Source organism: Pseudomonas sp. USTB-Z (assembly GCF_019691255.1).
Lineage (GTDB): Bacteria > Pseudomonadota > Gammaproteobacteria > Pseudomonadales > Pseudomonadaceae > Aquipseudomonas > Aquipseudomonas alloputida.
In genome coordinates, this window is sequence record NZ_JAECZP010000001.1 from 1 (window position 1) to 25666 (window position 25666).

At 64.0% G+C, this 25666-nt stretch carries 24 protein-coding genes; 12 read left to right on the top strand and 12 right to left on the bottom strand.

All coding sequences use genetic code 11. The features are described 5' to 3' along the window. Positions 1-310: 310 nt before the first annotated feature. Positions 311-1225 (top strand): histone deacetylase, encoded by a 915-nt coding sequence (locus tag I8746_RS00005; RefSeq protein WP_041168532.1) that lies wholly within the window; start codon positions 311-313, stop codon positions 1223-1225. A gap of 148 nt (positions 1226-1373) precedes the next feature. Further along, positions 1374-2612, top strand: a complete 1239-nt coding sequence (locus I8746_RS00010; protein WP_012053785.1) for a TIGR03862 family flavoprotein — start codon at positions 1374-1376, stop codon at positions 2610-2612. Positions 2613-3044: 432 nt separating this feature from the next. Here I8746_RS00010 and I8746_RS00015 read toward each other — a convergent pair whose 3' ends face one another. The 5 genes from I8746_RS00015 to I8746_RS00035 form a co-directional block, all read right to left on the bottom strand. Next, positions 3045-4376, bottom strand: a complete 1332-nt coding sequence (locus I8746_RS00015) for a DEAD/DEAH box helicase (protein WP_221099781.1) — start codon at positions 4374-4376, stop codon at positions 3045-3047. Positions 4377-4431: 55 nt separating this feature from the next. Beyond that, a complete protein-coding gene (gene yedA / locus I8746_RS00020; RefSeq protein WP_012053787.1) occupies positions 4432-5352 on the bottom strand; it encodes a drug/metabolite exporter YedA in 921 nt (306 codons plus the stop codon). Between the two features lie 118 nt (positions 5353-5470). Beyond that, the gene (locus I8746_RS00025; protein ID WP_012053788.1) at positions 5471-6106 is read right to left on the bottom strand and encodes a PolC-type DNA polymerase III; all 636 of its coding nucleotides are present in this window, start codon (positions 6104-6106) and stop codon (positions 5471-5473) included. Between the two features lie 9 nt (positions 6107-6115). Then, complete coding sequence (locus I8746_RS00030) at positions 6116-6595, bottom strand: NYN domain-containing protein (protein ID WP_010955394.1); 480 nt, start codon at positions 6593-6595, stop codon at positions 6116-6118. Positions 6596-6756: 161 nt separating this feature from the next. Then, a complete protein-coding gene (locus I8746_RS00035) occupies positions 6757-7515 on the bottom strand; it encodes a DUF2076 domain-containing protein (RefSeq protein WP_221099782.1) in 759 nt (252 codons plus the stop codon). Between the two features lie 167 nt (positions 7516-7682). On the opposite strand from I8746_RS00035, the gene I8746_RS00040 reads away from it, so the two are divergent. Together I8746_RS00040 and I8746_RS00045 are read left to right on the top strand one after the other, a co-directional pair. Then, on the top strand, positions 7683-8339 hold the full coding sequence (locus tag I8746_RS00040; protein WP_221099784.1) for a YciC family protein: 657 nt from the start codon (positions 7683-7685) through the stop codon (positions 8337-8339). A gap of 86 nt (positions 8340-8425) precedes the next feature. Then, complete coding sequence (locus I8746_RS00045) at positions 8426-8944, top strand: hypothetical protein (protein WP_179053268.1); 519 nt, start codon at positions 8426-8428, stop codon at positions 8942-8944. A 69-nt stretch (positions 8945-9013) separates the two neighbouring features. Here I8746_RS00045 and hrpB read toward each other — a convergent pair whose 3' ends face one another. Further along, a complete protein-coding gene (gene hrpB, locus I8746_RS00050; RefSeq protein WP_221099786.1) occupies positions 9014-11542 on the bottom strand; it encodes an ATP-dependent helicase HrpB in 2529 nt (842 codons plus the stop codon). A gap of 116 nt (positions 11543-11658) precedes the next feature. On the opposite strand from hrpB, the gene I8746_RS00055 reads away from it, so the two are divergent. Both I8746_RS00055 and I8746_RS00060 read left to right on the top strand, forming a co-directional pair. Next, a complete protein-coding gene (locus I8746_RS00055) occupies positions 11659-12078 on the top strand; it encodes a hypothetical protein (protein WP_003249801.1) in 420 nt (139 codons plus the stop codon). A 22-nt stretch (positions 12079-12100) separates the two neighbouring features. After that, positions 12101-12973 (top strand): cation diffusion facilitator family transporter, encoded by an 873-nt coding sequence (locus tag I8746_RS00060; protein ID WP_012053792.1) that lies wholly within the window; start codon positions 12101-12103, stop codon positions 12971-12973. 277 nt (positions 12974-13250) lie between these two features. On the opposite strand, the gene I8746_RS00065 is transcribed toward I8746_RS00060, so the two are convergent. Then, positions 13251-14087: a DUF6515 family protein gene (locus I8746_RS00065; protein WP_041168533.1), complete on the bottom strand. Its 837-nt coding sequence runs from the start codon at positions 14085-14087 to the stop codon at positions 13251-13253. A gap of 395 nt (positions 14088-14482) precedes the next feature. On the opposite strand from I8746_RS00065, the gene I8746_RS00070 reads away from it, so the two are divergent. Together I8746_RS00070 and I8746_RS00075 are read left to right on the top strand one after the other, a co-directional pair. Then, positions 14483-14959 (top strand): Lrp/AsnC family transcriptional regulator, encoded by a 477-nt coding sequence (locus I8746_RS00070; RefSeq protein ID WP_003249795.1) that lies wholly within the window; start codon positions 14483-14485, stop codon positions 14957-14959. A gap of 53 nt (positions 14960-15012) precedes the next feature. Beyond that, a complete protein-coding gene (locus I8746_RS00075; RefSeq protein ID WP_003249787.1) occupies positions 15013-15216 on the top strand; it encodes a DUF2788 domain-containing protein in 204 nt (67 codons plus the stop codon). 113 nt (positions 15217-15329) lie between these two features. Here I8746_RS00075 and I8746_RS00080 read toward each other — a convergent pair whose 3' ends face one another. The 4 genes from I8746_RS00080 to I8746_RS00095 form a co-directional block, all read right to left on the bottom strand. Then, positions 15330-15962: a pseudouridine synthase gene (locus I8746_RS00080; RefSeq protein WP_012053794.1), complete on the bottom strand. Its 633-nt coding sequence runs from the start codon at positions 15960-15962 to the stop codon at positions 15330-15332. Positions 15963-15968: 6 nt separating this feature from the next. Further along, positions 15969-17432 carry an AMP nucleosidase gene (gene amn, locus I8746_RS00085; protein WP_003249782.1) on the bottom strand — a complete coding sequence of 488 codons (1464 nt, stop codon included), beginning with the start codon at positions 17430-17432 and terminating at the stop codon, positions 15969-15971. A gap of 105 nt (positions 17433-17537) precedes the next feature. Further along, positions 17538-19190, bottom strand: coding sequence for an acyl-CoA dehydrogenase family protein (locus tag I8746_RS00090; RefSeq protein ID WP_088513256.1), 1653 nt, complete (start codon positions 19188-19190; stop codon positions 17538-17540). A 343-nt stretch (positions 19191-19533) separates the two neighbouring features. Further along, positions 19534-21522 (bottom strand): hybrid sensor histidine kinase/response regulator, encoded by a 1989-nt coding sequence (locus I8746_RS00095; RefSeq protein ID WP_221099787.1) that lies wholly within the window; start codon positions 21520-21522, stop codon positions 19534-19536. A gap of 265 nt (positions 21523-21787) precedes the next feature. Between I8746_RS00095 and I8746_RS00100 the strand changes: the two genes are divergently transcribed. The 4 genes from I8746_RS00100 to I8746_RS00115 all read left to right on the top strand — a co-directional run bounded on the left by I8746_RS00100 (position 21788) and on the right by I8746_RS00115 (position 25312). Then, positions 21788-22585, top strand: a complete 798-nt coding sequence (locus I8746_RS00100; protein WP_010955404.1) for a hydroxymethylpyrimidine/phosphomethylpyrimidine kinase — start codon at positions 21788-21790, stop codon at positions 22583-22585. A 13-nt stretch (positions 22586-22598) separates the two neighbouring features. Beyond that, positions 22599-23222: a thiamine phosphate synthase gene (thiE, locus tag I8746_RS00105; RefSeq protein WP_004576913.1), complete on the top strand. Its 624-nt coding sequence runs from the start codon at positions 22599-22601 to the stop codon at positions 23220-23222. Between the two features lie 16 nt (positions 23223-23238). Continuing rightward, complete coding sequence (gene hemL / locus I8746_RS00110) at positions 23239-24522, top strand: glutamate-1-semialdehyde 2,1-aminomutase (RefSeq protein ID WP_012053798.1); 1284 nt, start codon at positions 23239-23241, stop codon at positions 24520-24522. Positions 24523-24766: 244 nt separating this feature from the next. Next, on the top strand, positions 24767-25312 hold the full coding sequence (locus I8746_RS00115) for a tetratricopeptide repeat protein (protein ID WP_012053799.1): 546 nt from the start codon (positions 24767-24769) through the stop codon (positions 25310-25312). A 3-nt stretch (positions 25313-25315) separates the two neighbouring features. Here I8746_RS00115 and I8746_RS00120 read toward each other — a convergent pair whose 3' ends face one another. Further along, the gene (locus I8746_RS00120; protein ID WP_003249769.1) at positions 25316-25642 is read right to left on the bottom strand and encodes a DUF1820 family protein; all 327 of its coding nucleotides are present in this window, start codon (positions 25640-25642) and stop codon (positions 25316-25318) included. Positions 25643-25666 lie beyond the last annotated feature (24 nt).

Consider the following 25666-nt stretch of genomic DNA (forward strand, 5'->3'; position numbering starts at 1 on the left):
CCATCAACCCTGGGTAATGGAGCTGGGTGCAGCGCTGGGCATCAAGGTCGAGCCGGCGCTGGAAGCCCTGAAAGTCGCCGTACACATCTAAAGCCTGGCGCAGTCCTTGTGTGGCCTTGTGTCGCGATTGGGCTGCGCAGCAGCCCCAAAATTTCAGCGCAGATGCACACATTGCTGGGGCTGCTGCGCAGCCCAATCGCGACACAAGGCCGCTCCCACAAAGGGCCGGTACCGGCGCAAGAAACAGGTACTCCCATTGCAGTCACCCGTCATGGCAAGATCAGCACTGGCCCTGATTGCGACCCCATCCATGCCGTTGCCGTTGATCTACCACGAAGATTACAGCCCGGAGTTCCCCGCTGAACACCGCTTCCCGATGGACAAGTTCCGCCTGCTGCACGACCACCTGGTTGGCAGCGGGCTGACCACCGACCAGGCCCTGCTGCGCCCGGACATCTGCCCCAACGACATCCTCGCCCTGGCCCACGACCGCAGCTACATTGAGCGCTACATGAACGGCGAGCTGTCGCGCGAGGACCAGCGCCGCCTCGGCCTGCCCTGGAGCGAGGCCCTGGCCCGGCGTACCGTACGCGCCGTCGGCGGCTCACTGCTGACTGCCGAGATGGCGCTGCAGCACGGCATCGCCTGCCACCTCGCCGGTGGCACCCACCACGCCCATTACGACCACCCCGCCGGCTTCTGCATTTTCAACGACCTGGCGGTCATCAGCCGCTACCTGCTGGAAGCAGGCCGGGTACACCGGGTGCTGATCTTCGACTGCGACGTGCACCAGGGTGACGGCACCGCGCGCATCCTGCACGACACGCCCGAGGCCATCACCGTGTCGCTGCACTGCGAGCAGAACTTCCCCGCCCGCAAGGCACAAAGCGACTGGGACATCCCCCTGCCCCGAGGCATGGGCGACACTGCCTACCTGAGGGTGGTGGACGACGCCCTCAACTACCTGTTGCCGCTTTATCAACCCGACCTGGTGCTGTATGACGCCGGTGTCGATGTGCACAAGGACGACGCCCTGGGCTACCTGCAGCTGACCGACGCAGGCGTTGCCGCCCGTGACGAAGCCGTGCTGCGCCACTGCCTGGGCCGCGATATCCCGGTGATGGGCGTGATCGGCGGAGGCTACAGCAAGGACCGCACAGCCTTGGCCAGACGCCACGGCATCCTTCACCACAGCGCGGCACGTGTCATAGGTTGTTCACAATGACTGTGGAACCGCTTGTGGATAACCTGCGCGAAAGGCGCTGTAGCCCTTTACTGGCAAGGCCTGCATAACACTGGCTATTTTTTGATCAGTGCTTCCATGGGCAGCGCTGCGGTAGAATGCGCCTCTTTTCCACAGCCTGCTGCCCACCATGCCCGATCTGACCCCCGCATCCCCTCCCCCCGCTGTCGTCATCGGTGGCGGCCCCGCCGGCCTGATGGCTGCCGAAGCACTGGCCAAGGCAGGCCTGGCGGTCGAGGTGTTCGATGCCATGCCTTCAGTGGGCCGCAAGTTCCTGCTGGCGGGCGTCGGCGGCATGAACATCACCCATTCCGAGCCCTACCCGGCGTTCGTGGCACGCTATGCCGAACGCCAAGGCGAAATCGAGGCCCTGCTACGCGACTTCGATGCTGACGCGTTGCGCCAGTGGATTCATGGTTTGGGCATCGAAACCTTCGTCGGCACCTCGGGCCGGGTGTTCCCCACCGACATGAAAGCCGCGCCGTTGCTGCGTGCCTGGCTCAAGCGCCTGCGCGACAACGGGGTAGTTATCCACACCCGCCATCGCTGGTTGGGCTGGAACACCGAAGGCAGCTTGCGAATTGCTTATCCACAGGGCGAACGTCAGGTGAAAGCCTCGGTCGTGGTGCTGGCGCTGGGTGGCGCCAGCTGGGCGCGCCTGGGTTCTGACGGCAGCTGGCAACCGCTGCTGGCAGAACGGGCTGTGGATATCTCGCCTTTGCAGCCGAGCAACTGCGGTTTTGAAGTAGAGGGCTGGAGCGCGCTGCTCAAGGACAAGTTCGCGGGCGCACCGCTGAAGAACATCGCCCTCAGCGTCCCGGGCAGCGCACCGCGCAAGGGCGAGTTCATCCTCACCGCCCAAGGTGTGGAAGGCAGCCTGGTGTACGCCTGGTCGGCACCGGTACGCGAGGCCATCCACCGTGAAGGCCGCGGGGTGTTGTTGCTCGACCTGCTGCCGGACAAGCCTGTGGACAAGATTGCCCAGGCATTGGCCAAACCACGCGGTTCACGCTCCATGGCCAAGCACCTGCACAGCCAGCTGGGGATTGATGGGGTCAAGGCCGCACTGCTGCGCGAACTGACCGATCAGGCGACCTTTGCCGACGTTGATGCTTTGGCCCGGGCCATCAAGGCGTTGCCTATCACCCTGGTACGCACGCGGCCGCTGGATGAAGCCATCAGCAGTGCCGGCGGGGTCCGCTTCGAGGGGCTGGATGAGGGGTTGATGGTCAAGGCCGTGCCGGGGGTGTTCTGTGCCGGCGAGATGCTGGACTGGGAGGCGCCGACCGGGGGTTATCTGCTCACGGCGTGCTTTGCCAGCGGCTTGCGCGCCGGGCGGGCAGCGGCGGATTGGGTTCGGGCTTCCTGACAGCTTGCCGGGGCGGCTTCCACAAGTACTGCGTCAATCCAGATTGCACAGCCCATGTGGGAGCAACTGTCTTGCTCAATTTCTGAAAGCTGGCGCGATCCGTGTGGGAGCGGCCTTGCGTCGCGAAAGGGCTGCACAGCAGCCCCGGGGTTTCAGCGTCGATGCAAATAATGCCGGGGCCGCTTCGCGGCCCTTTCGCGACACAAGGCCCCCACAGGCCAGTGTTCAGCCTCAGCCCAGCCCAGTGTCGAGAAACATCATCACCGCAAACCCGCCCATCAACCCTGGGTAATGGAGCTGGGTGCAGCGCTGGGCATCAAGGTCGAGCCGGCGCTGGAAGCCCTGAAGGTCGCCGTATTCATCTAAAGCCTGGCGCAGTCCTTGTGAGAGCGGCCTTGCGTCGCCAAAGGGCCGCAAAGCGGCCCCAAAACCTCAAGGCTTGCGCTTGCGCGGCCCACCATTGAAGCTCGGCACCTTGCGTACAGCCTTCACCGCCGGTTCCGCACTGCCAGCTTCACTGCTGTCCATCCAGCGCCCCAGCCCGCGCTTGGCGCTGTTTTCTTTCGGCTTCTTGGGCTTCTTCGGTTTCTTGATAACCTGCCCACTGGCATCGGTCATCGGCACCCGGTGCTCGGGGATGAAATCCGGCTCTTCATGACGCGGCAGGGTCTGCCGGGTCAGCACCTCGATAGCCGCCAGCAGTTGCACTTCATCCGCACACACCAGCGAAATCGCCTCGCCCTTGTTGCCCGCCCGCCCGGTACGCCCGATGCGGTGCACGTAGTCTTCGGCAACGATCGGCAGGTCAAGGTTGACGACCAGCGGCAAGTCATCGATATCCAGGCCGCGGGCCGCCACATCGGTCGCCACCAGCACTTGCACCTCACGGGCCTTGAAGCTGTCCAGCGCACGCTGGCGGGTCGCCTGTGGGCGATCACCGTGGATGCCGTCGGCATTCACGCCTTCGGCCAGCAAGCGCTCCACCAGCTGATCGACGCCATTGCGGGTCTTGGCGAACACCAGCACCTGCTTCCAGCGCTGCTTGCGCAGCAGGTGGCAGAACAGGTCGGCCTTGCGCTTCTTGTCCACAGGCACCAGCCACTGCTTGACGCTGGTGGCCGTGGCGTTGCGCGGGCTCACTTCGATACTGAGCGGGTCATTCAGCGCCAGCCCCGCCAGCATGCGAATCTGATCGGAGAAGGTGGCGGAAAACAGCAGCGTCTGGCGCTTGCGCGGCAGTGCCGCATACACCGACTGCAGCTCTTCGGCAAAGCCCAGGTCCAGCATGCGGTCGGCTTCATCCAGCACCAGGGTCTGCACCTGGTTGAACTTCACGGCGTTCTGCCGGAACAGGTCGAGCAAGCGGCCAGGGGTAGCCACCAGCAGGTCGACACCCCGGCGCAGGCGCATCATCTGTGGGTTGATACTGACCCCGCCATACACCGCGTAAGTACTCAGCGGCAGGTTCTCGGCGTATCCGCGCACGTTGTTGTGCACCTGCTCGGCCAGCTCGCGAGTGGGCACCAGCACCAAGGCGCGGATCGAGTTGCTGGCCACCTTCTCGCCCTCCAGCGCCAGGCGCTGCAGCACAGGCAGGGCAAAGCCTGCGGTCTTGCCGGTACCGGTCTGGGCTGCGGCCATCAGGTCGCGGCCGGCCAGCACGGCGGGGATGGCTTTGGCCTGCACCGGGGTCGGGGTGGTGTAGTCCAGTTGCTGCAGCGTGCGCAGCAGCGGTTCGATCAGGCCGAGTTTGGCGAAATTCATGGCAATACCGTCAGGGGGTTCAGCGAAGGCGGCAAGTTTACCGCATCGCCCCTGCCTACTTGCAGATTTCACCTTTCAACGGTTGCACAGGGTCAGGCGCCTTGCGCCACTGCGGCAGGCCGATCAGCACCACCGCACCGATGATCACTGCCATCGCCACACACTCTTCAGCGCCAATCTGCTCACCGGCAAAGACGATCCCCAGCAGCACCGCCACCGCCGGGTTGACGTAGGCGTAGCTGGTGGCCGCTGCCGGGCGCACGTGCTTGAGCAGGTACATGTAGGCACTGAACGCCAGGATCGAACCGAAGAACACCAGATAGGCCAGCGCCCCCCAGCCAGCGGCGGTCGGCAGCTGTGTCATGCGTTCGCCCGATAGCACACTGCCCAGCAACAGCACCGCACCCCCGGCCAGCATTTCCGCTGCGCTGGCCATCGGCCCCTGGGGCAGCGGCAAGGTCTTGCTCCACACCGAGCCAAACGCCCAGGACGCCGCCGCGAAGATGATCAGCGCTGCACCTATCGGGCTTGCCTGCAGGTTGGAGCCCAGGTTCAGCAGGCCGATGCCCACCAGCCCAAGGGCTATCCCCGCCCACTCCAGCTTCGAATTGCGGTGCCCGAACAACAGGCCGAACAGCAAGGTGAACAGCGGCACCGTCGCCACCGCCAAAGCCGCCACGCCCGAAGCCACGCCGGCATGCTCAGCCACGGTGACCCCGCCGTTGCCACAGCTGAGCAACAAGAAACCGATCGCCCCTGCCGCCCGCCATTGTGGCCAGGTAGGTGCCGGCACGCCGCGCCAACGCAGGAAGCCGTACAGCAGGCCACCGGCGATCAGGAATCGCACACCGGCCATGAGCATCGGAGGCCAGCTCTCGACGCCGATGCGAATGAACAGGTAAGTGGAACCCCAGACCAGATACAGGGCCAGGAAGGCGCCAATCAGCAGCAGCGGGAAACGACGGGAGGCAGGCATGGGGAAAACTCGAAATCCGTTTACGGGTGCCTCAGTTTAACGGCCTGCCTGGGTGAAGGGACGTTACAGAACGGGTGCAAATGAGCGGCACAATTCTGGTGCATCCGGTGTGGTTGGCTTATCGCCTGGGACGATCACCTGCCAGCCCCTGACCGTACTTGGCCAGCGCTTCGCGCACTTTCGCAGCCGGGGTCTTCTGCAGCCGGCAAAGCAGCTCGTGCGACAGTTGCTGAACCCCGTGGTCCTGGCGCAACACACCCGCCAGATGCTGCAGCAGGTTGGCGGCCATTTCGGCATCGGCCATGGCCCGGTGCGCGGTCCCCGTGTCTGGCAACCCAGCCCAGCGTGTCAAAGTGCCCAGCTTGTGGTTCGGCGCGGCGGGCAGCAGGCGCCGTGACAGCAACAGGGAACACGCGAAGGGCTGGCTGCGGCTGCGGCCAATACGGCTCAGCTCGTAGTCCCAGAACTTCTGGTCGAAAGCAGCGTTGTGCGCCAACAATGGGGTGCCGCCGACGAACTCGGCCACCTCGTTCATCACCTTGTCCACCGGCGGCGCACTGCGCAGCATGGCGGTGGTGATGCCGGTCAGCCCTGCGACGAAGGCCGGCACCGGCACGCCAGCGTTCATCAGGCTCTGGTAGCGCTCGACAATGCGCCCACCTTCAAGCATTACCACCGCCACCTCGGTGGCACGGCAGCCGGTACCGGGGGAAATGCCGGTGGTTTCAAAGTCGATGACAGCGATACGTTCCATGAAAAGACCTTAGTGTTTGAGCAACAGCGCGCCTTCGATGGGCACGTAGCGGGTGGCAGCACGGATCAGTGACAACGCCGTCAGCCCCGGCACGCCATACACCACCGCTTCGGTGCCATGGCGCTGGATTACCCGCTCCAGCAGCAGGTCGAAGTCACCGTCACCGGAGGCCAGCACCACCTGGTCGACCCGGCTGGCCGCGTCGATCACATCCAGGGTAATGCCCACATCCCAGTCACCTTTGGCCGAGCCATCGCTGCGCTGGATGAACGGTTTGAGGCGCACCTCGAAACCGAGGTTGCGCAAGATCTGCTGGAACTGCTGTTGTTTGCTGTCGCCACGGTCGATGGCATAGGCCACGGCCTCGACGATCTGACCTTCGCGGCTGACATCGGCCCACAGGGCGGTGTAGTTGAAATGGCAGCCGTGAGCCTGGCGCACGGTGTAGTAGAGGTTCTGCACATCGGCGAACAACGCGATCTTTTTCACCTGGGAACCTCATTTTTGGTCTGGAGTGCTGCGGGGGCTGCTGCGCAGCCCTTCGCGGGCACGCCCGCCCCCACAGGTATCGCGCGTACACCTGTGGGAGCGGGCGTGCCCGCGAAGGGGCGCAAAGCGCCCCCGGAAATGCCAGCAGTATGCCAGACCTGTCAGACGTAAGAATCGTCGTCCGAGAAGAACCCACCGTCATCGCTGCCAAAACCACCGTCGGCGTATCCGCCCTGGTCACTGCCCCAGCCACCGTTGTCAGCCACTTGCTGCTGCCCGCCCTGGTCGTTCCAGCCACCACTGTCGCTGGCTGGCGCCGGCTCTTCCTTGATGACCTCGACGACTTCTTCCGGTTGCGAGTTGTGGTTGAACAGGCTGCTGATACCCTGCGCCAGCAGCACACCACCGGCCACACCGGCGGCGGTCTGCATGGCCCCGCCAAGGAAGCTGCTGGCCCCGCTGCGCGCAGGCGCGGCGCCATAGCCAGGCTGCGGCGCCTGAGGTTGGCCAAAACCAGGGGCCGACGGCTCGCGCCAGCCACCACCGGACACTACAGGGGGCGCCGAAGGGCGCTGTGGCTGCACCGCCGGCGCTGCGTTGCGCCCACCCGAACCAAAGATGCTGGACAAGAAACCACCCCCGCCATTGCTCGGCGCACTGCTGGTGGCTTGTGCCGCCTGAGCCTGGGCACGGGCCTGCTGCAGCTCGGCTTCCAACTGCTTGTTCTGTTCGTCGAGGCGTTTGATTGCGGCCTCCTGCACCAAAATCGCCTGGGCCATGTAGTAAGGCGCCGCCGGTTGCTGACGCACGTGCTGCTCGATGCACGCCTGGGCTTGCGGGTCACGCGGCTGGCTGGGGTCTTCGGCTTGCTTGAGGCGGCCGAACAGGCCGTCAATCAGGGTTTGTTCTTCAGTGTTCATGGGGCGACCTCGTGGGGTAGCGGGACATCGGACAGCGTCAAAGATGGGGCGTACAGGCGCGGGATTCAATCACTGCTGCGGTGAAACTTTTTTCAGCAAGTGACAGCCCCAGGCCTGCTTTGGGCTAAAGTTAGGCCCCTGTTTTTACTGCCATGCGATGTTGACTGATGAATCCGCTGAGCGTTTTGCGCGACTCCTTGTACTTCTTCCGCCGTCACCTGCCAAACATCCTGCAGCTGTGCCTGCCGCTGGTGGTGGTGGAAGCCCTGGTCACCCAATTGCTGTACCGGCAGCTGGGCGACCAGGCATCACCGGCCTACGGCATGCTGGTCAGCCTGTTGTTCTACCCGCTGTACAGCGCAGCCCTGATCCTGTACCTGGACACGCGCAGCAACGGCCAGGAAATCGCCAAGCGCGACCTGTTCGCCCGCGCCCTGCAGCTGTGGCCGCAACTGGCCCTGCTGATCCTGATCAGCTCGCTACTGATCATGGCCGGCCTTGCGCTGTTCATCTTCCCGGGGGTGTGGATCATGATCAACCTGGTGTTCGCCGAGTACCTGCTGGTGCTGCGCGGCCGGCCGGTGGTGCAGGCGATGCGCGAAAGCGCAAGCATGACCACCGGGCATTTCATGCGCATCATGGTCTGCGTGGTAGGCGTGCTGGCGCCGATCTGGCTGATCGACGGGCTGCTGCTGATGGCCTTCCCCGAGCCATCACCTGGGATGGAACTGGCCATGGACAGCCTCAGCGGCTTCCTGCAACTGTTCAGCACCGTGGTGCTGTATCGCCTGTTCATGTTGCTGGAAGGCGAAGCCAGCACCTGAGGCCACCGGGGAATGTTTTCGGCCTGCCGGGCTGCCCAGCCTTGGCGCCAGAGTGCACATCCTCAATGCTGTTCTAGGAGTGCACCATGAACGAAACCATTCAGGCCAGGTACGCCAGGTCTTTTCGCGGCAAGCTGTACATGCGCGCCGTCGACCGGGACATCCCACTACGCCTCAGCCGCAGTTCAGACAAGTTCAGCTGGGGCATTACCCCAGAGGATGACTGGTTGCAGGCGGGGGGAAGGCAGGACTCGCCGGTGATGGACTTTCATTACCACTCGCGGACCAACGATCGCCTGCACTACCGCATCAGCATGCCTGGGCGCCCGGAGACCAAGAAACTAGGGGTCAGCCGCAATGGTTATCTGGGCTTTTACTGGCATGCAGACGTTAGCGAATACTGGAAAATCGAGCCGCTGGCGCTGACAGATGAAGGCCTTGTCTGCCATCTGCGCGACCAGCGGGGCTACAGGGTCGGCGCCCTCACGGATACGCCGCACAGGAGTGGGGAGTGGGTAGCCTTGCTCAACGTCGAGGAAGGCGAAGTGATCACTTTCCTATTGAGGCAGGCAGATCAAGCTGCACTGGCGGGTGCAATACGATGAATGGCACGACCACTGACACGTCGTGGCCAGCGCATGATTTTTTCGGCCTGCCGCACTCGGTGGTGTGCATCAGCTCCCTCTCGGCTTGGCCCTGGCGGTAGCCTCGGCCACCAGAGGGTCGTCCGGCCAGTAGTGCTTCGGATATCGCCCTTTCAGGTCTTTCTTCACCTCGGCATAGGTCGTGCGCCAGAAGCTGGCCAGGTCCTGGGTCACCTGCACCGGCCGACGTGCCGGTGACAGCAGGTGCAGCTTGACCTGCTGCCGGCCGTTGGCGATGCGCGGGGTATCGGCAAGGCCGAACAGTTCTTGCAGACGCACGGCGAGAATCGGCGGGGTTTCGCTGTAATCCAGGCGGATGTTCGAGCCGGAAGGCACGGCCAAATGCGCCGGGGCCTGTTCTTCCAGGCGTTGCGGCAGCGGCCAGGGCAGCAGGTTGCGCAGGATCGACGGCAAGTCCAGCGCGGCAAAGTGGCTGAGGCGCGATACTTTGCTCAGGTAAGGCTGCAACCAGTCTTCCAGGCTGGCCAGCAGGGCCTCGTCCCCCAGGTCAGGCCATTCGCTGTGGCCATCCTTCTGCAGGTCGAGCTGACGCAACAGCGCCACACGTGCCTGCCATTGCCGCAGTTCCGGCGTCCAGGTCAGCAGGTTCAAACCTTTGCGCCGGACCAGGCCAAGCAGCGCTCGGGCCCTGGCTTCATCATCCAGCCCGGGCAGCGGCTCACGGCTGAGGACCAGTTCGCCAACCTTCACCTGGCGCTCGGCGCGCAACACCTGCTCGCGCTCGTCCCAATCAAGGATATCGACCCGCTCGACCTGTTCGGCCAGCACACCCTCGAACAACGCCGGATCGAATTCGGCGGCCAGATAGATCCGCTCCTCACGCTGCCCCTGGCGGCTACCCAGGTCGGCGATCACCAGCCATGGGCACTTCATCAATGCATCGACTTCGCCAAACAGGGCCGCACGGCCGTTGGCGAGCCGATACTCCGCCCCGCCCGCCCGGCGCTGCTGGGCGACCCGGTCAGGGTAGGCCAGCGCCAACAGGGCGCCCAGCCAGCGTGGGTGGTCCGGGTCGGCAACCGGTGCACCGACCTTGCCACGCAACAGGCCACGGTATTGCCGGGCCAGCTGACGAGCACGCTGCACACCACCCTGGCCGCCACGCGCAGCCTTGCTCTCACCGCTGACCAGCGCAAGCCGGCTGTGCAAGTCGGCACCACCGCCACGCTGGATGTCCCGCTCCCCCAGCAGTGCAGCCACATCGCATGCCATCTGTGCCAGGCCCAGGTCCTGGCCGCGCAGCAACAAGTGCGCGATGCGTGGGTGAGCCGGCAGTTCGGCCATGGCCTGGCCATGTTCGCTGAGGGTGTCGCGGCTGCCCGGCCGGAAGGCGCTGAGTCGCGCCAACAGGTCCTGTGCCTGGGCGTACGCTGCAGCTGGCGGCTGGTCGAGCCAGCGCAACTGCTCGGGGGTTACACCCCAGCGCGCCAACTGCAGGGCCAGCCCGGCCAGGTCGGCCTGGAGAATCTCGGCACTGCCATGGGCGGCCAGCTGGTCATGCTGGGCCTCGGACCAAAGGCGGTAGCACACGCCGGGTTCCAGGCGGCCGGCACGCCCAGCGCGCTGGGTGGCACTGGCGCGGGAAATGCGCTGAGTGTCCAGGCGGGTCATGCCGCTGCCGGGGTCGAAGCGCGGCACCCGGGCCAGGCCTGCGTCGATCACCACGCGCACGCCATCGATGGTCAGGCTGGTCTCAGCGATGTTGGTGGCCAGCACCACCTTGCGCGATCCCTTGGGCGGCGGATCGATAGCGGCACGCTGGGCATTGAGGTCGAGTTCGCCATGCAGCGGGCACAGCAGAATCTCGGGGCGCGCGCCCAGTACCTCCTGAAGGCTTTGGTGAACCCGGCGGATCTCGGCTTGCCCAGGCAGGAACACCAGCACGCTGCCGGCCTGGTCAGCCAGCGCATGCAGCACGCTGTCCACCACCCGTGGCTCGATGAACTCGCCTGGCTGGAACGGCCGCCCCCAGCGGATATCCACCGGATGCATGCGGCCTTCGCTGCTGACCACCGGGGCATCGTCCAGCAACCGCGACAGGCGCTCGCCTTCCAGGGTCGCGGACATCAGCAGAATCTTCAGTGGCGGGTCGTCACGCAGCAACTCGCGGCCGTTAAGGCTCAGCGCAAGTGCGAGATCGGCATCCAGGCTGCGTTCGTGATATTCGTCGAAAATCAGCAGGCCCACCCCTTCCAGCGCCGGGTCGGCTTGCAGGCGGCGTGTGAGGATGCCTTCGGTCACCACTTCAATACGGGTTTTCGGGCCGACCTTGCTGTCCAGACGGATGCGGTAACCCACCGTTTCCCCAACCTGCTCGCCCAGCTCACTGGCCAGCCGTTCGGCCGCTGCCCGCGCAGCCAGGCGCCGTGGCTCGAGCATGAGGATGCTCTGCCCGGCCAGCCACGGTTCGTGCAGCAGCGCCAGTGGCACGCGGGTGGTCTTGCCAGCGCCAGGCGGCGCTTCAAGCACCACTTCGTCACGGTTTTCCAGAGCCTGGCGCAGGGCGGGCAAGGCAGCATCAATGGGTAATGAAATCATGGTGGTCCTCGAACAGTCTCGCGAGTATAACGGCGAACCCAGCCTGCTCTATCATGGTCTTAACATCAGGTGCAGGCGCTTCGCTTGTCCTGCTGAACACCTTTTCGGAGATTTACATGCGCATCTCGACCCGCGTCATCGGTGGCGCCCTCATCGCCACCCTGCTGACCCAACTGACGGCCTGCGGCACCATTTTCTACCCGGACCGGCGCGGCCAAATCGGCGGCAAGATCGACCCTGTGGTTGCCGCCATGGATGCCATTGGCATCCTGTTCTATGTAATCCCGGGGCTGATTGCCTTCGGTATCGACTTTGCCACCGGCGCCATCTACTACCCAGGTGGCCGTACTGCCCAGGTTGACCCGGCCAAACTGCAAGAAGCCGTCAGCCCGGATGGCAAGGTCGACAACCTGAAGCTGCAAGCCATTCTGGAAAGCGAACTGGGCCAGCGCCTGCCGCTGAACGACCCACGGCTGATCCAGCACCGCGGCAGCATCGAACAACTGGCCAGTATGGGCCTGGTACCGGCAGCCTGAGCCACACGGACACTGACCACGGATGATCACTACTCCGGCTGAACACCAGCGCCTGCTCCGCCTGGCCACGCGCGCGTCACTGGCGGTGGCCAGCATCCTGGTGCTGAGCAAGGCGCTGGCCTGGTGGCTGAGCGGTTCGGTGAGCCTGCTGGCCGGGCTGACTGACTCGGCACTGGACGCCGTGGCCTCGTTCCTCAACCTGCTGGCGGTGCACTACGCCCTGCGCCCGGCAGACGACGATCACCGGTTCGGCCATGGCAAGGCCGAGGCCTTGGCCGGTATGGCGCAGGCGCTGTTCATCGGTGGCAGTGCGGTGCTGATCGGGGTGCAGGCGGTCGAGCGCCTGTCCACCCCGCAACCGCTGGGTGATACCTCAATCGGAATCGCGGTGATGCTGCTGTCGCTGGTGCTGACGGTCGCCCTGCTGGCGCTGCAGTACAAGGTAATCCGGCTCACCGGCTCTACTGCGGTACGGGCAGATTCACTGCACTACCGTTCTGACTTGTTGCTCAACGGCAGCATTCTGCTGGCCCTGTTGCTGGCGCGCTTTGGCTGGCCGCAGCTGGATGCGCTGTTCGGCCTGGGCATCGCCTTTTACATCCTCTGGAGCGCGCTGCAAATTGCCCGCGAAAGTACGGCGATTCTGATGGACAAAGCGTTACCCGGCGACGTTGGCGAGGACATGGCTGCGCTGGTGCTGGCCGTTGCAGGCGTGAAAGGCGTGCATGACCTGCGCACGCGCGTGTCGGGCAACCAGTGGTTTGTGCAACTGCACCTGGAGCTGCCGGGGCAACTGCCGCTGCATGAGGCGCACAGCTTGTGCGTGGAGGGCTCGCGGGTGATCCGCCAGCGTTACCCACAGGCGGACGTGATGGTGCACGCCGACCCGGTATGAGGTAACCCCCCATGCCCCACCGATTACGCAATCCCTTGTAGGCGCGGGTTCATCGCGAAAGGGCCTGGGCTGCTGGCCAATTTCCACCTGCCGATCACCGTTGCCGCCGCTACCGTATTCGCGGGTAAACCCGCTCCTACACGCGCACAGGCCGTTGTAGGAGCGGGTTCACCCGCGAATGGGCCGGGCCTGCTGGCCAATTTCCACCCGCCGTTCAGCGTTGCCGCCGCTACCGTATTCTCGGGTAAACCCGCGCCTACACAGTTCCGCGCAGGGTTCAGTTGATGCTGTAACCCCGACCACTGAAGCAAGCCCCCAGCGCCCGCTGGTAGTGGCTGAGCACAGTGGCCGCCGGTGCGTACGTCGCCGTCGCCGGGTCGAAGCCTGACTGGCTCACCGCCCAGCGATGGCACTGGTAGCGGTCCTGCTCCTGCTGTTCCTGACCCTGGCCATACATCGGATAGGCCTCCACGTCATACCCGCCATTTGCCGGGGCCACCGGCACGGGCGACGGCACGCCGACCGGCGGATTGACCACCACATATTCCTGGCTGTCTGCCAGGTACTGGTAATAGGTATCGGCCACCAGAAAGAACAGCGCACCACCCAACCACACTTCCCGCGCATAAGGCGGCAGGTAATTGACCCGCACGCCGTACGGCGGGGTCACCACGATGTAACTGCCCCCGTGCGGGCGGTACCAGTAACCCCCGGAGTAGAAATAGTCAGCGCCCCGGTAGGGTACTTTCCAGTAGCGGTCAGAAAAATGGTCCACCGTGTGCCCCGGGCGATACTGCGGCCCAGGCCCCCAGCCATTGCCGTGGCCATCCGGGCGCCCGTGCCAGTCGCCACCGGGTCGTTGCCCCGGGCCACCGGCTTGCCAGTGGTGATCATCACCGTGGCGGCGGGGAATGTCCTGGTAATACCCCTGGCGCGGCGGTTGGGTCTGGCGCACTTCGTCGCGCGAGTTGAGCGAGCGCCCCGGCCCACCCTCACCTTGCACCTGCTGGCCACGTTCACCGGGCCCTTCGCCGGGCCCTTCAGCCAAGGCCCCAAGGCTGATGCTCAAACCCAGCAAACCAACACCTGCCAACTGCCAGATGCGCGACGTCATGGTGTTCCTCTCGGTAGAAAAAACTGCAACCAACGCCAGTCTACCGCGCCCACCACACAGGCAAATTAAAATTCCCGACATGAAAAAAGGGAGGCCACAGGGCCTCCCTTCAGGAATTGTCGTCCGTGCTCGGCACTTGTGGCGCCGGCTCACCTCACACCGTCTTCTGGAAGGTGTGTAGCCCGGGGGCCTGCAGATCCTGTTGGATGGCTGGCCGCAACCGCCCGCCTAGGGCGCGTCGCCGTGGACTGATGTCCGGGCAGTGATTCTGGTGATAAAGATACCGGACGGGTTGCGACAGAGGATTGCGAATATTGCTCAGATAAATAGCACTTGCGCAATTTTTCACCCTCGATTGATAATTCGCAGCAATCCGAACAGAAAAGGCAAATGCCATGAGCAAACTTGACCGCTACGACCTGAGCATCCTCGCCGAATTGCAGCGCGATGCGCGCATTTCCAACCAGGAACTGGCCGAACGCATCGGCCTGTCGCCATCGCCATGCTCGCGTCGGGTCAAGCAACTGGAGGACGATGGCTACATTTCGCGCCAGGTGGCCCTGCTCGACCGCAAGAAGCTGGGCCTGAGCCTGACCGCCTATGTATTGATAGGCATGGACCGCCACACCCCGGAACGCTTTGAAACATTCGAGGCCGCCATCCGAAACCTGCCACAGGTGCTCGAATGCAGCCTGGTCACCGGCATGGATGCCGACTATCAGTTGAAAGTGGTGGTGCCGGACATGGACCACTACCAGAAACTGCTTCTAGGCAGCCTGACCCGCATCGAAGGCGTCACCAGCGTGCGCTCGAGCTTCGTGCTCAACCAGGTGTTGGCCAGCACCGAGCTGCCATTGACCCACCTGCGTTAAATGCTTACCCAGCCGACGTATAATCGGACGCTCAACCCGCCTGGAGAACACCGATGGATCCCGCCGTATTCGAAGAATGGATGATGATCATTCTGGTCACCGTGCTGATCGGTTTCATGGGCTTCATCGTCTGGGACCTGGCAAAAAAGTCAAAGGCGGGTAAGTTCGGGACGCTGATCCTGTTCTTCGTACTGGGCCTGGGGGTGCTGGCCTTCATCATCAAAAGCGTGGTGGTGGGCTTTCTGGAAGGCGTATAAAACATTTCAGGGCCATTCGCGGGCACGCCCGCTCCCACAGGTTGGGCGCAGCCTTCAAGTACTGCACCGTCCCTGTGGGAGCGGGCGTGCCCGCCAACAGGCCCTGACCTGAACTAAAGCTTGGCAGGGACCTCCCGCCAGCAACCCTGCCCCAGCCCATCCAGCGCCCAGTCACCAATGCGCACGCGCACCAGGCGCAAGGTCGGCAAGCCCACTGCTGCCGTCATCCGCCGCACCTGACGGTTACGCCCTTCGCGAATCACCAGCTCCAGCCAGCTGGTCGGCACGCTCTTGCGAAAGCGTACCGGCGGGTTACGCGGCCACAGCTCGGGTTCTTCCAGGCGCCGCGCCTCAGCCGGCAAGGTCGGCCCATCATTCAGCGCCACACCATCGCGCAAACGCTGCAACTGCTCGTCACTCGGTTCGCCTTCCACCTGGACCCAGTAGGTCTTGGCCAGCTTGTGCTTCGGGTCGGCAATCCGCGCCTGCAACCCGCCATCGTTGGTCAGCAACAGCAAGCCTTCACTGTCACGGTCCAGCCGCCCGGCCGGGTACACGCCCGGGATGTCGATGAAGTCCTTGAGCGTCGCGCGCCCTTCACCGTCGCTGAACTGGGTCAGCACGTCGAACGGTTTGTTGAACAGGATCAGGCGAGGCTCGGCAGGTGGCGCCTTGGCCTGGCGACGTGGGCCGGCGGCAGGCCGCGCCTGGGGGCGGCGCGGCTTGTTACGGGGTGGCAGTGACATGAATCCTCAGCGGAACGGCGGCTCATCGAAGCTGCGCAGTTTACGCGAGTGCAGCGAGTTCAGCTCGGTGCGCAGCAGGTCGAGGGCGGCAATGCCGATCTTCAGGTGCTGGCTGACCGCCCGGTTGTAGAAGGCGTTGGCCGAACCTGGCAGTTTGATCTCGCTGTGCAGCGGCTTGTCGGACACACACAGCAAGGTGCCGTAAGGCACGCGCAAACGGTAGCCCTGGGCAGCAATGGTGCCGCTTTCCATGTCCACCGCCACGGCACGCGACAGGTTGATCAGCGGGCGTTCCTGGGCCCAGCGCAGCTCCCAATTGCGGTCGTCGTAGGTCAGCACCGTGCCGGTGCGCAGGCGCTTTTTCAACTGCTCGCCACGCTCGCCAGTGACCTGAGCGGCGGCCTCCTGCAAGGCCATCTGTACTTCGGCCAGGGCCGGGATCGGGATATTCGGCGGCACGACCCGGTCGAGAATGCCGTCACGGCGCATATAGGCGTGTGCCAGCACGTAGTCGCCGATGGTTTGCGACTGCCGCAGGCCGCCGCAGTGGCCGATCATCAGCCAGCAATGCGGGCGCAGCACGGCCAGGTGATCGGTGATGTTCTTGGCGTTGGACGGGCCGACACCAATGTTGACCAAGGTAACGCCATTGCCGTCGGCGGCGATCAGGTGGTAGGCCGGCATCTGGAAGCGGTGCCAGACCACGCTGGCCACCAGAGCCTGGGTTTCGCCATGGTCCATGCCCTTTTCGATCACGACATTGCCCGGCAGCACCATACGCACGAAGCGCGAGTCGTCACGCAGCTGTTCCAGGCCATGGCTGATGAACTGGTCGACATAGCGGTGGTAGTTGGTCAGCAGGATCCACGGCTGTACATGGCGCCAGTCGCTGCCGGTGTAGTGCACCAGGCGGCGCAGCGAGAAGTCGACCCGCGCGGCATCGAACAATGCCAGTGGCATGATTTCAGCATGGTCCCAGTCGTACAGGCCATCAGCGATGTTGTCGGTGGCCGCCGACAGGTCGGTGCTGGGGAACACCCGCGCCAACTGCGCAGCGGTAATGCCGCTGCCAGCCAATTCGTCGCCCTGGTCGACCACATAGGGGTAAGGGATGTTCTGCTCGCTGACGCCGACTTCTACCGTAACGGTGTAGTCATGCATCAGCGGGCGCAGTTGCTCCAGCAGGTAGCCACGGAACGCAGCGGGCTGAGTGACGGTGACGCTGTAGGTGCCGGCAACCTGGACCTTGGCATAAGCGCGGGTGGTGGCGGCGACTTCGCCATGGCTATAGTAGGTCAGGCGCAGTGCCGGGTAGCGGAACAGGTCGCGCTCATCGGTATCGGGCTCGGTACGGTCCTTCAGGTAACGCTTCAGGGCCTGACTCAGGGCACCTGTGGCCTGTTCATGCAAGGCCGCCAGACGGTCGACGGCCTGTTCGGGGGTATCAACGACTACAAAAGCGTGGCTCACACTGTGCTTCCTGTCTGGACATGCATGTGATCCATCTTGCCTGCCTTCTTGGTTAAATACACCCCCATTGATCGGTGTTGGGTGCATTCGCGGGCAAGCCCGCTGCTACAGCGGCCAGGCTGGTGTAGCCCTTGATACCAATGCCGCCACATCCACACCTCGAGGCAGCGCCCCGTACACCCGGCCACCACCGGCCAAGCGGCTGCCGATAAACGCATCACTGACCTCTGTATTCCCCGCCTCCAGCAGCAGCTTGGCCTGCAATGCCAGGGCAATATCCTCGGTCAGTTGCCGCGCGCGGTACTGCATGTCACCGGTGTCGGCAAACGCACCCTTGAGGTTGCCGATATGCGCCGCCAGGCGCGGGTCGCCATGCCCGTCACCCAGCTCGACAAACAGTGCATCGAGTACGCCCGGCTCCTTGGACAAGGCCCGCAGCACATCCAGGCACTGCACGTTGCCCGAGCCCTCCCAGGTCGAGTTGACCGGTGCTTCGCGGTACAGCCGTGGCAGAATGCTGTCTTCCACATAACCCGCGCCACCCAGGCATTCGGCGGCCTCGTTGATCATGGCCGGCGCACGTTTGCAGATCCAGTACTTGCCCACCGCCGTGACCAGCCGGGCGAAATGCGCCTGCTGCGGGTCGTCCAGTTGCTCCAGCGCCTGGCCCATGCGCAAGCTCAGGGCAAGCGCAGCCTCGCTTTCCAGGGCCAGGTCGGCCAGCACGTTCTGCATCAGAGGTTGCTCATTAAGCACCCGCCCGCCGACCTTGCGATGCGCGCAATGGTGGGCCGCCTGCGTCAACGCCTGGCGCATCAGTGCGCTGGAGCCGACCATGCAGTCGAACCGGGTCATGGCGACCATCTCGATGATGGTCGGCACGCCGCGGCCCTCTTCGCCAATCATCCACGCCAGCGCACCGCGGAACTCCACCTCGCTGGAGGCATTGGAGCTGTTGCCCAGCTTGTTCTTCAGACGCTGGATATAGAACTGGTTGCGGTTGTCATCGGGGCGATGGCGCGGCAGCAGGAAGCAGCTCAGGCCTTTTTCGGTTTGCGCCAAGGTCAGGAAAGCGTCGCACATCGGCGCCGAGCAGAACCACTTGTGGCCAACCAGTTCATAGGCCTGCCCCGGGCCCGGCGCACCGACCGGATAGGCCCGGGTAGTGTTGGCGCGCACATCGGTGCCGCCCTGCTTTTCGGTCATGGCCATGCCCAGGGTGACCCCGGCCTTGTGCCGGTCGCCAATGTTGCGCGGGTCATATTCGCAGGCAAGGACCTTCGGCAGCCAGTATTCAGCCAGCTCAGGCTGCAGGCGCAATGCCGGCACGGCGGCAAAGGTCATGGTCAGCGGGCAGCCGGTACCGGCCTCGGCCTGGCTGTGCAGGTAGGTCATCGACGCCCGTGCAACATGGGCGCCAGCACGGGGTTCGGCCCATGGTAAAGAAGGCAGGCCATGTTCGACCGCGGTACGCATCAGCTCATGGTAGGCCGGGTGGAACTCGACCAGGTCGATGCGATGGCCATAGCGGTCGTGGCTGCTGAACTCGGGTTTGTGCGCGTTGGCCAGGAAGCCTGCTTGCATCAGCGGGCCGCCGGCCAGGGCACCATAGGCGTCGATCCGCGACTCGGCCCAGCCCGCGCCAAAACGCCTTGACCATTCTTGCAATGGCAGGTCGAGGCGGTACAGGTTGGCACCGTCGAGCGGCGGCGGCTGGTTGGTGACTTCGTGGGTTTCAGCGTACTGGTGCAGGCTCATCGGGGGGCTCCTGGATCCGGGTAGGCTTGAAAGACCCAGTGAAGCACTGCTTGCGGGGTAGTCAAAGGGGTATTAATGACGAAACGTGTGGTTGCAGGCGCGCGCGCGCGTAGGAGCGGGTTTACCCGCGAATACGGTGGCGGCGGCAACGGTGAACGGCGGCTGGATATCGGCCAGCAGACCCGGCCCTTTCGCGGGTGAACCCGCTCCTACAACAACCTGTGCATGTTTAGGAGCGGGTTTACCCGCGAATACGGTGGTGGCGGCAACGGTGAACGGCGGGTGGAAACTGGCCAGCAGGCGCGGCCCTTTCGCGGGCAAGCCCGCGCCTACAGGCTGTGCGCTACAGCGAGCGCCGCACCTGCAGCAGGTTCGGGCTCATCTGCACCTGCGAAATCGCCACATTCAAACTCAACTCGAAGCGGCTGCCCAACCCGCGCGTCGATTCATGCGCCAATCTGGCCCCCAGCAACTCTCCCATCTGCCGGCAAATCGACAACCCAATCCCCAAACCGCCATACCGCCGGGTCATCGAACCGTCGACCTGGAAGAACCGCTGGTACAGGGTCGACTGCTCCAGATCATCGAAACCGATACCGCTGTCGCTGACGGTAAAGGTCAACGCCAGATCATCCGGCCCCACCCGGCGGCCGCGCACCTGGATCATCACACCGCCCTGATGGGTGAACTTCAAACCGTTGTCCACCAGGCAACCCAGGCAGTGCGCCAGTTTCTGCCCGTCACCGAGCAACCCGTCCGGCAGGTCGGCCGGAATATCCAGGCTCAGGTACAAGCCTTTGCCCAGCGCCTGCCCGGCATAACCGGCGCGCAAGCCTTGCAACAGGGCGCGCAGGCTGAACGGTGCCGGCTGCGCCCGCAGGCGGCCGGCCTGCAATTCGGACAGGGTAAGAATGGCATCGACCATATCCATCATGCCTTGGGCAGACCCTACTGCCGTGTGATGGTACTGAGCCATTTCAGCCCCCATCGGTAGGGTGTGCATCAGCTCGAGCGAGCCAATCACCCCATTCATCGGGGTGCGCAGTTCATGCGTCACGCTGGCCAGGAACTCGTCCTTCAGACGATTGCTCCTGGCCAGTTGCAGGTTCAGTTGCTCCAGCGTACGCCCAGTGTCGCGCAAGGTCTGTGCCTGCTGCTCGCGCAGGCTGTTGATGCGGTCGGCCAGCGCCAGCGACAGCAAAGCCACTTCCAAGGCCGAACCGAGCTGGCTGGCATACATGGTGATGAACACGTTCGGCAGGTAGCCCAGCACCATCAAGGTGTTGACCAGACCACCAAGCAGGAACGCCGTCCAGGCGATGATGAACCAGCGCGCCACTCGAAAGCCGCGCCACCAGGCATAAAGGCCGGCGCTGAAAACGCTTATGGTGAACAGCAGCGCCAGCAGCGTGGCCATGCGCAGCGCAATGCCGTAGGGCATGCTCACCGCCAGTACCATGACCAGCGCGCCACCCAGCATCAGCAGTTGCAACAGGCGGTCGAAACCACGGCTGATGCTGCCCAATTGCAGGAAGTGCCGGGCGAACTGGCAACCGAACAGGCCGGCTGCACCGATGAACAAAGGCGTGGAGGCATTCGCCCACCAAGGGCTGTCTGGCCAGAAATAGGCTACACCGGCGCCATTCACCGAGACCTGGTAAAGGCCGAACGAAGCGATGTAAAGGATGTAATAGAGGTAGCTGACGTCACGCACGCTGAGGTAGATGAACAGGTTGTACACCAGCATCACCAGCAACACGCCGTAGATCATCCCCAGCACATACAGGCGCGTGGGCTGCTCTTCCAGATAGGCTTCAGGGGACCATAGTGCCAGCGGCGCTTGCACCGAACCCTGGCTTTGCAGTCGCAGGTACGCGGTGGTCACCTTGCCAGGTGGCAGTTGCAGTTCGAACAAGTAGTTGTTCTGCCGGATCTGTCGGCTGTCGTAGGGCAAGGCATCGCCCGTGCGCTGCGCCAGGCGGTACAAGCCGCTGCTGTCAGGCAAATACAGTTCGAGGTGATCCAGCGGCGGGTAGGCCAGCTCCAGCAGCCATTGCCGCGGGGCTGCGCTGGGCACGGCAACGGGGCGCAGCTCGACCTTGAGCCAGAACACCGAGGTGGAGTAACCGGCGTTCAGCACATCCTCACGGTGGGGCTGAAAGTATTTGGCAAACCCGGGGGCACTGACCTGAGCGATGCTGGCATTGCCATCGGGGTCTTCATAAACCTGCATGGCCTTGCCCAGTGGGAGATGCCGGGTAGCGTCGTCGAAATCGACCGCTCCGGCCAGCACGGGCAGCAAACCCATAAGCACAATCAGCAAATAGCGCATACAGCCCCAGCATGGCCTGCCCGGTCGCGTCGCGGTAGCCTCCCATCCGTTTGAGACGACGTGATCCTGCAGCACCCGTTTGTCGAGTTATCCGAGCACTCTAGCATAGCCTCACAACCTGGCAATCGGCCACATAAAAACACAAAGAAAAGGCTCTAAATCAATGCTTTCAAAAGAAAACCAATCAGCAACCTGACCGATCGATCAGTAAAACTCGTTTGTCGGACGATCCGCCCAAACAGGTTTGGTGGTAAGCTCGCCGACCATGAATACCTACAGCTCCCGCCCCGTTGTCCTCTGTCTCTCCGGCCACGACCCCAGTGGCGGCGCCGGCTTGCAGGCAGATATCGAAGCCCTGATCGCCCAAGGCTGCCACGCTGCACCTGCAGTGACCGCCCTGACCGTGCAGGATACCGTCAACGTTTCCGACTTCCGCGTGCTCGACCGCGAGTGGGTGCTGGCCCAGGCCAACGCCGTGCTGGCCGACTCCACGGTGGCCGCCGTCAAGTTGGGCATGCTCGGCTCGATCGAGATGGTCGACACCGTCGCCGAACTGCTGGCCGCCCACCCCCACCTGCCGCTGGTCTGCGACCCGGTGCTGCGTGCCGGTGGCGGTGGCCGCCTGGGCAAGGACGAAGTGGGCTATGCCCTGCGCGAACGCCTGCTGCCGCTGGCGACCATCGCCACGCCGAACCTGCCCGAAGCACGCATCCTCGCCGAACTGCCCGAAGGCACCGCTGACGAATGTGCCGAGAAACTGTTGCCGTTCTGTAGACACCTGCTGATTACCGGCGGTCACGGCGACGAAGACGAAATCCACAACCGCCTGTACACCCAGGACGGCCAGCACTTCACCTGGACTTGCCAGCGCCTGCCAGGCAGCTACCACGGCTCGGGCTGCACCCTGGCCAGCGCCTTGGCCGGCCGCCTGGCGCTCGGCGAGCAGCTGGAAAGCGCCGTGCGCACCGCCCTGGACTACACCTGGCGCACCCTGCGTGACGCCGAGCAACTGGGCAAGGGCCAGTACGTGCCGCGCCGCCTGCCCCTGGACTTCTGCTCCTGATACGAGGCCTTCAATGAAGCTACGCGGTCTGTACGCCATCACCGACAGCCAGCTGCTCGCCGGCCGTTTCCTGTCCCATGTCGAGGCGGCCCTGGAAGGCGGCGTGTGCCTGCTGCAGTACCGCGACAAGAGCGACGATGCAGCGCGCCGCCTGCGTGAAGCCGAAGGGCTGATGAAGCTCTGCGAGCGTTACGGCACCCAGTTGCTGATCAACGATGACGCCGAACTGGCCGCCCGCCTGGGTGTCGGCGTGCACCTGGGCCAGACCGACGGCCCGCTGACCCCGGCCCGCGCACTGCTCGGCCGTCAGGCAATCATCGGCTCCACCTGCCACGCCAGCCTCGAACTGGCCGCCCAGGCTGCCAGCGAAGGCGCCAGCTACGTGGCCTTTGGCCGCTTTTTCAATTCTGTCACCAAGCCGGGCGCGCCCGCTGCCAATGTCGGCCTGCTTGAGCAGGCCCGCGCCCAGGTGAAACTGCCGATCGCCGTGATCGGTGGCATCACCCTCGACAACGCCGCCCCGCTGGTCGCCCACGGTGCCGACCTGCTGGCGGTGATCCACGGCTTGTTCGGTGCCGACAGCGCGCAGGAAGTCACCCGCCGCGCCCGCGCCTTCAACGCCTTGTTCGCATCCTGATTCGAGAGATACTTCCATGTCCCGTTCCGAAGCCCTGTTCGCCCAAGCCCAGAAGCACATCCCTGGCGGTGTCAACTCGCCAGTCCGCGCTTTCAAGAGCGTTGGCGGCACGCCGCTGTTCTTCAAGCATGCCGAAGGCGCCTATGTCGTTGACGAGGACGACAAACGCTACGTCGACTACGTCGGCTCCTGGGGCCCGATGATTCTCGGCCACGGCCACCCGGACGTGCTGGACTCGGTACGCAAGCAGCTGGAGCACGGCCTGTCCTACGGCGCGCCGACCGCCATGGAAACCGAGATGGCCGACCTGGTCTGCTCGATCGTACCGTCGATGGAAATGGTGCGCATGGTCAGCTCGGGCACTGAAGCCACCATGAGTGCCATCCGTCTGGCCCGTGGCTACACTGGCCGTGACGCCATCATCAAGTTCGAAGGCTGCTACCACGGCCACTCCGACAGCCTGCTGGTAAAAGCCGGCTCCGGCTTGCTGACCCAAGGCGTGCCAAGTTCGGCAGGCGTGCCAGCGGACTTCGCCAAGCACACCCTGACCCTGCCGTTCAACGACATCGCCGCCGTCGAGAAGACCCTGGCCGAAGTTGGCCAGACCGTGGCCTGCATCATCGTGGAGCCGGTGGCCGGCAACATGAACTGCGTACCACCGGCACCGGGTTTCCTCGAGGGCCTGCGCGAGCAATGCGACAAGCATGGCGTGGTGCTGATCTTCGACGAAGTGATGACCGGTTTCCGCGTCTCGCTCGGCGGCGCCCAGGGCCATTACGGCATCACGCCGGACCTGTCGACCTTCGGCAAGATCGTCGGTGGCGGCATGCCGGTCGGCTGTTTCGGCGGCAAGCGTGAAATCATGGGCTGCATCGCCCCGCTCGGCCCGGTCTACCAGGCCGGCACCCTGTCGGGCAATCCGCTGGCCATGGCCGCCGGCCTGACCACCCTCAAGCTGATCAGCCGCCCAGGTTTCCACGCCGAGCTGACCGACTACACCAGCCGCATGCTTGACGGCCTGCAGCAACGCGCCGATGCCGCTGGCGTGCCATTCGTCACCACCCAGGCCGGTGCCATGTTCGGCCTGTACTTCAGCGGCGCCGACGATATCGTCACCTTCGAAGACGTGATGGCCAGCGATGCCGAGCGCTTCAAGCGCTTCTTCCACCTGATGCTCGACGGTGGCGTGTACCTGGCACCGAGCGCATTCGAGGCGGGCTTCACCTCCATCGCCCATGGCGACAAGGAGCTGCAGATCACCCTGGATGCGGCTGAGAAAGCCTTTGCTGCCCTGAAGTGATGGCCAGCCTGTACCGGCCTCTTCGCGAGCAAACCCACGCCTACACTCATGAAAGCGACGCCCCCTTGTAGGCGCGGGTTCACCCGCGAAGAGGCCGGTACAGGCAATAATTACGCACGCACAATCAGCTGACTTCCCCAACCAAGCAGAAATTCGAGTAAAACTTTGTAAGGTTGGCGCTGCTTATCCCATAATGTGCCACCAGAGACATTGGCCGCAGCTTTGCAGAGGTAAGTCGATCCCCATGAACCGCACCGGCCGCGCCCTGACCCTGGGCTGCCTGTTGCTTCTTCAGCCCCTGCTGGCCCTGGCGGAGGGCGGTAACTCGTTGCTGATTCCGGCGACGGGCCGCTGCACCTTGAACGTTCAGCCTGAAGACCTGGCAAGCGCCCTCAAGGCCTGCGAGCAGACGGCGACTGCGGGGGATGCCCAGGCGCAATTCGAACTGGGCGAGTATTACTACACGCAAACGCCAAAAAACCTGGGCAAAGCCCTGGACTGGTTCCAGAAGGCATCGCTGCAAGGCCAAGCCGACGCCCAATACCGTCTGGGTGCCATGTTCTTCCATGGCGAAGGGGTCAAGGCCAACAACGTACAGGCCTACATCCTGCTGAAAATGGCTGCGGTCAACGGCGCCGAAGATGCGCTGGACATGGCCGACGAAGTAACCGAGCAAATGCCCCGTGACGAACTGGAGCATGCCACCCAGGTGCTCGGCCAGATTTTCCGCAAGTACCTGCTCGAACTGCAGAACGCCGAAGGGCGCACGCCGTTCTCGCCGCTTCCCTGAAGGTCACTTTTCCGGCATTGGCATCGGGAACGGCATCACATTGCCGCCGCCCTTGGCCTCGCTGATCTTCGCCGTGCCCAGGCGCTCCACCTCATCGATGCGCACAATCGAGTGCATCGGCACGAAACTGCGAACCACTCCGTCGAACTGGCTCTTGAGCTTCTCCTCACTCGGGTCCACTACCAGTTGCGAGCGCTCGCCGAACACAAACTCCTCGATTTCCAGAAAGCCCCACAGGTCACTCTGGTAGATCTGCTTGGCGTACATCTCGAAGACCTGACCCTGGTTCAGGAAGATCACTTTATAGATGGCGGGTTCGCGTTTGCTCATGTTCGGCCAGATAACACATGCGTA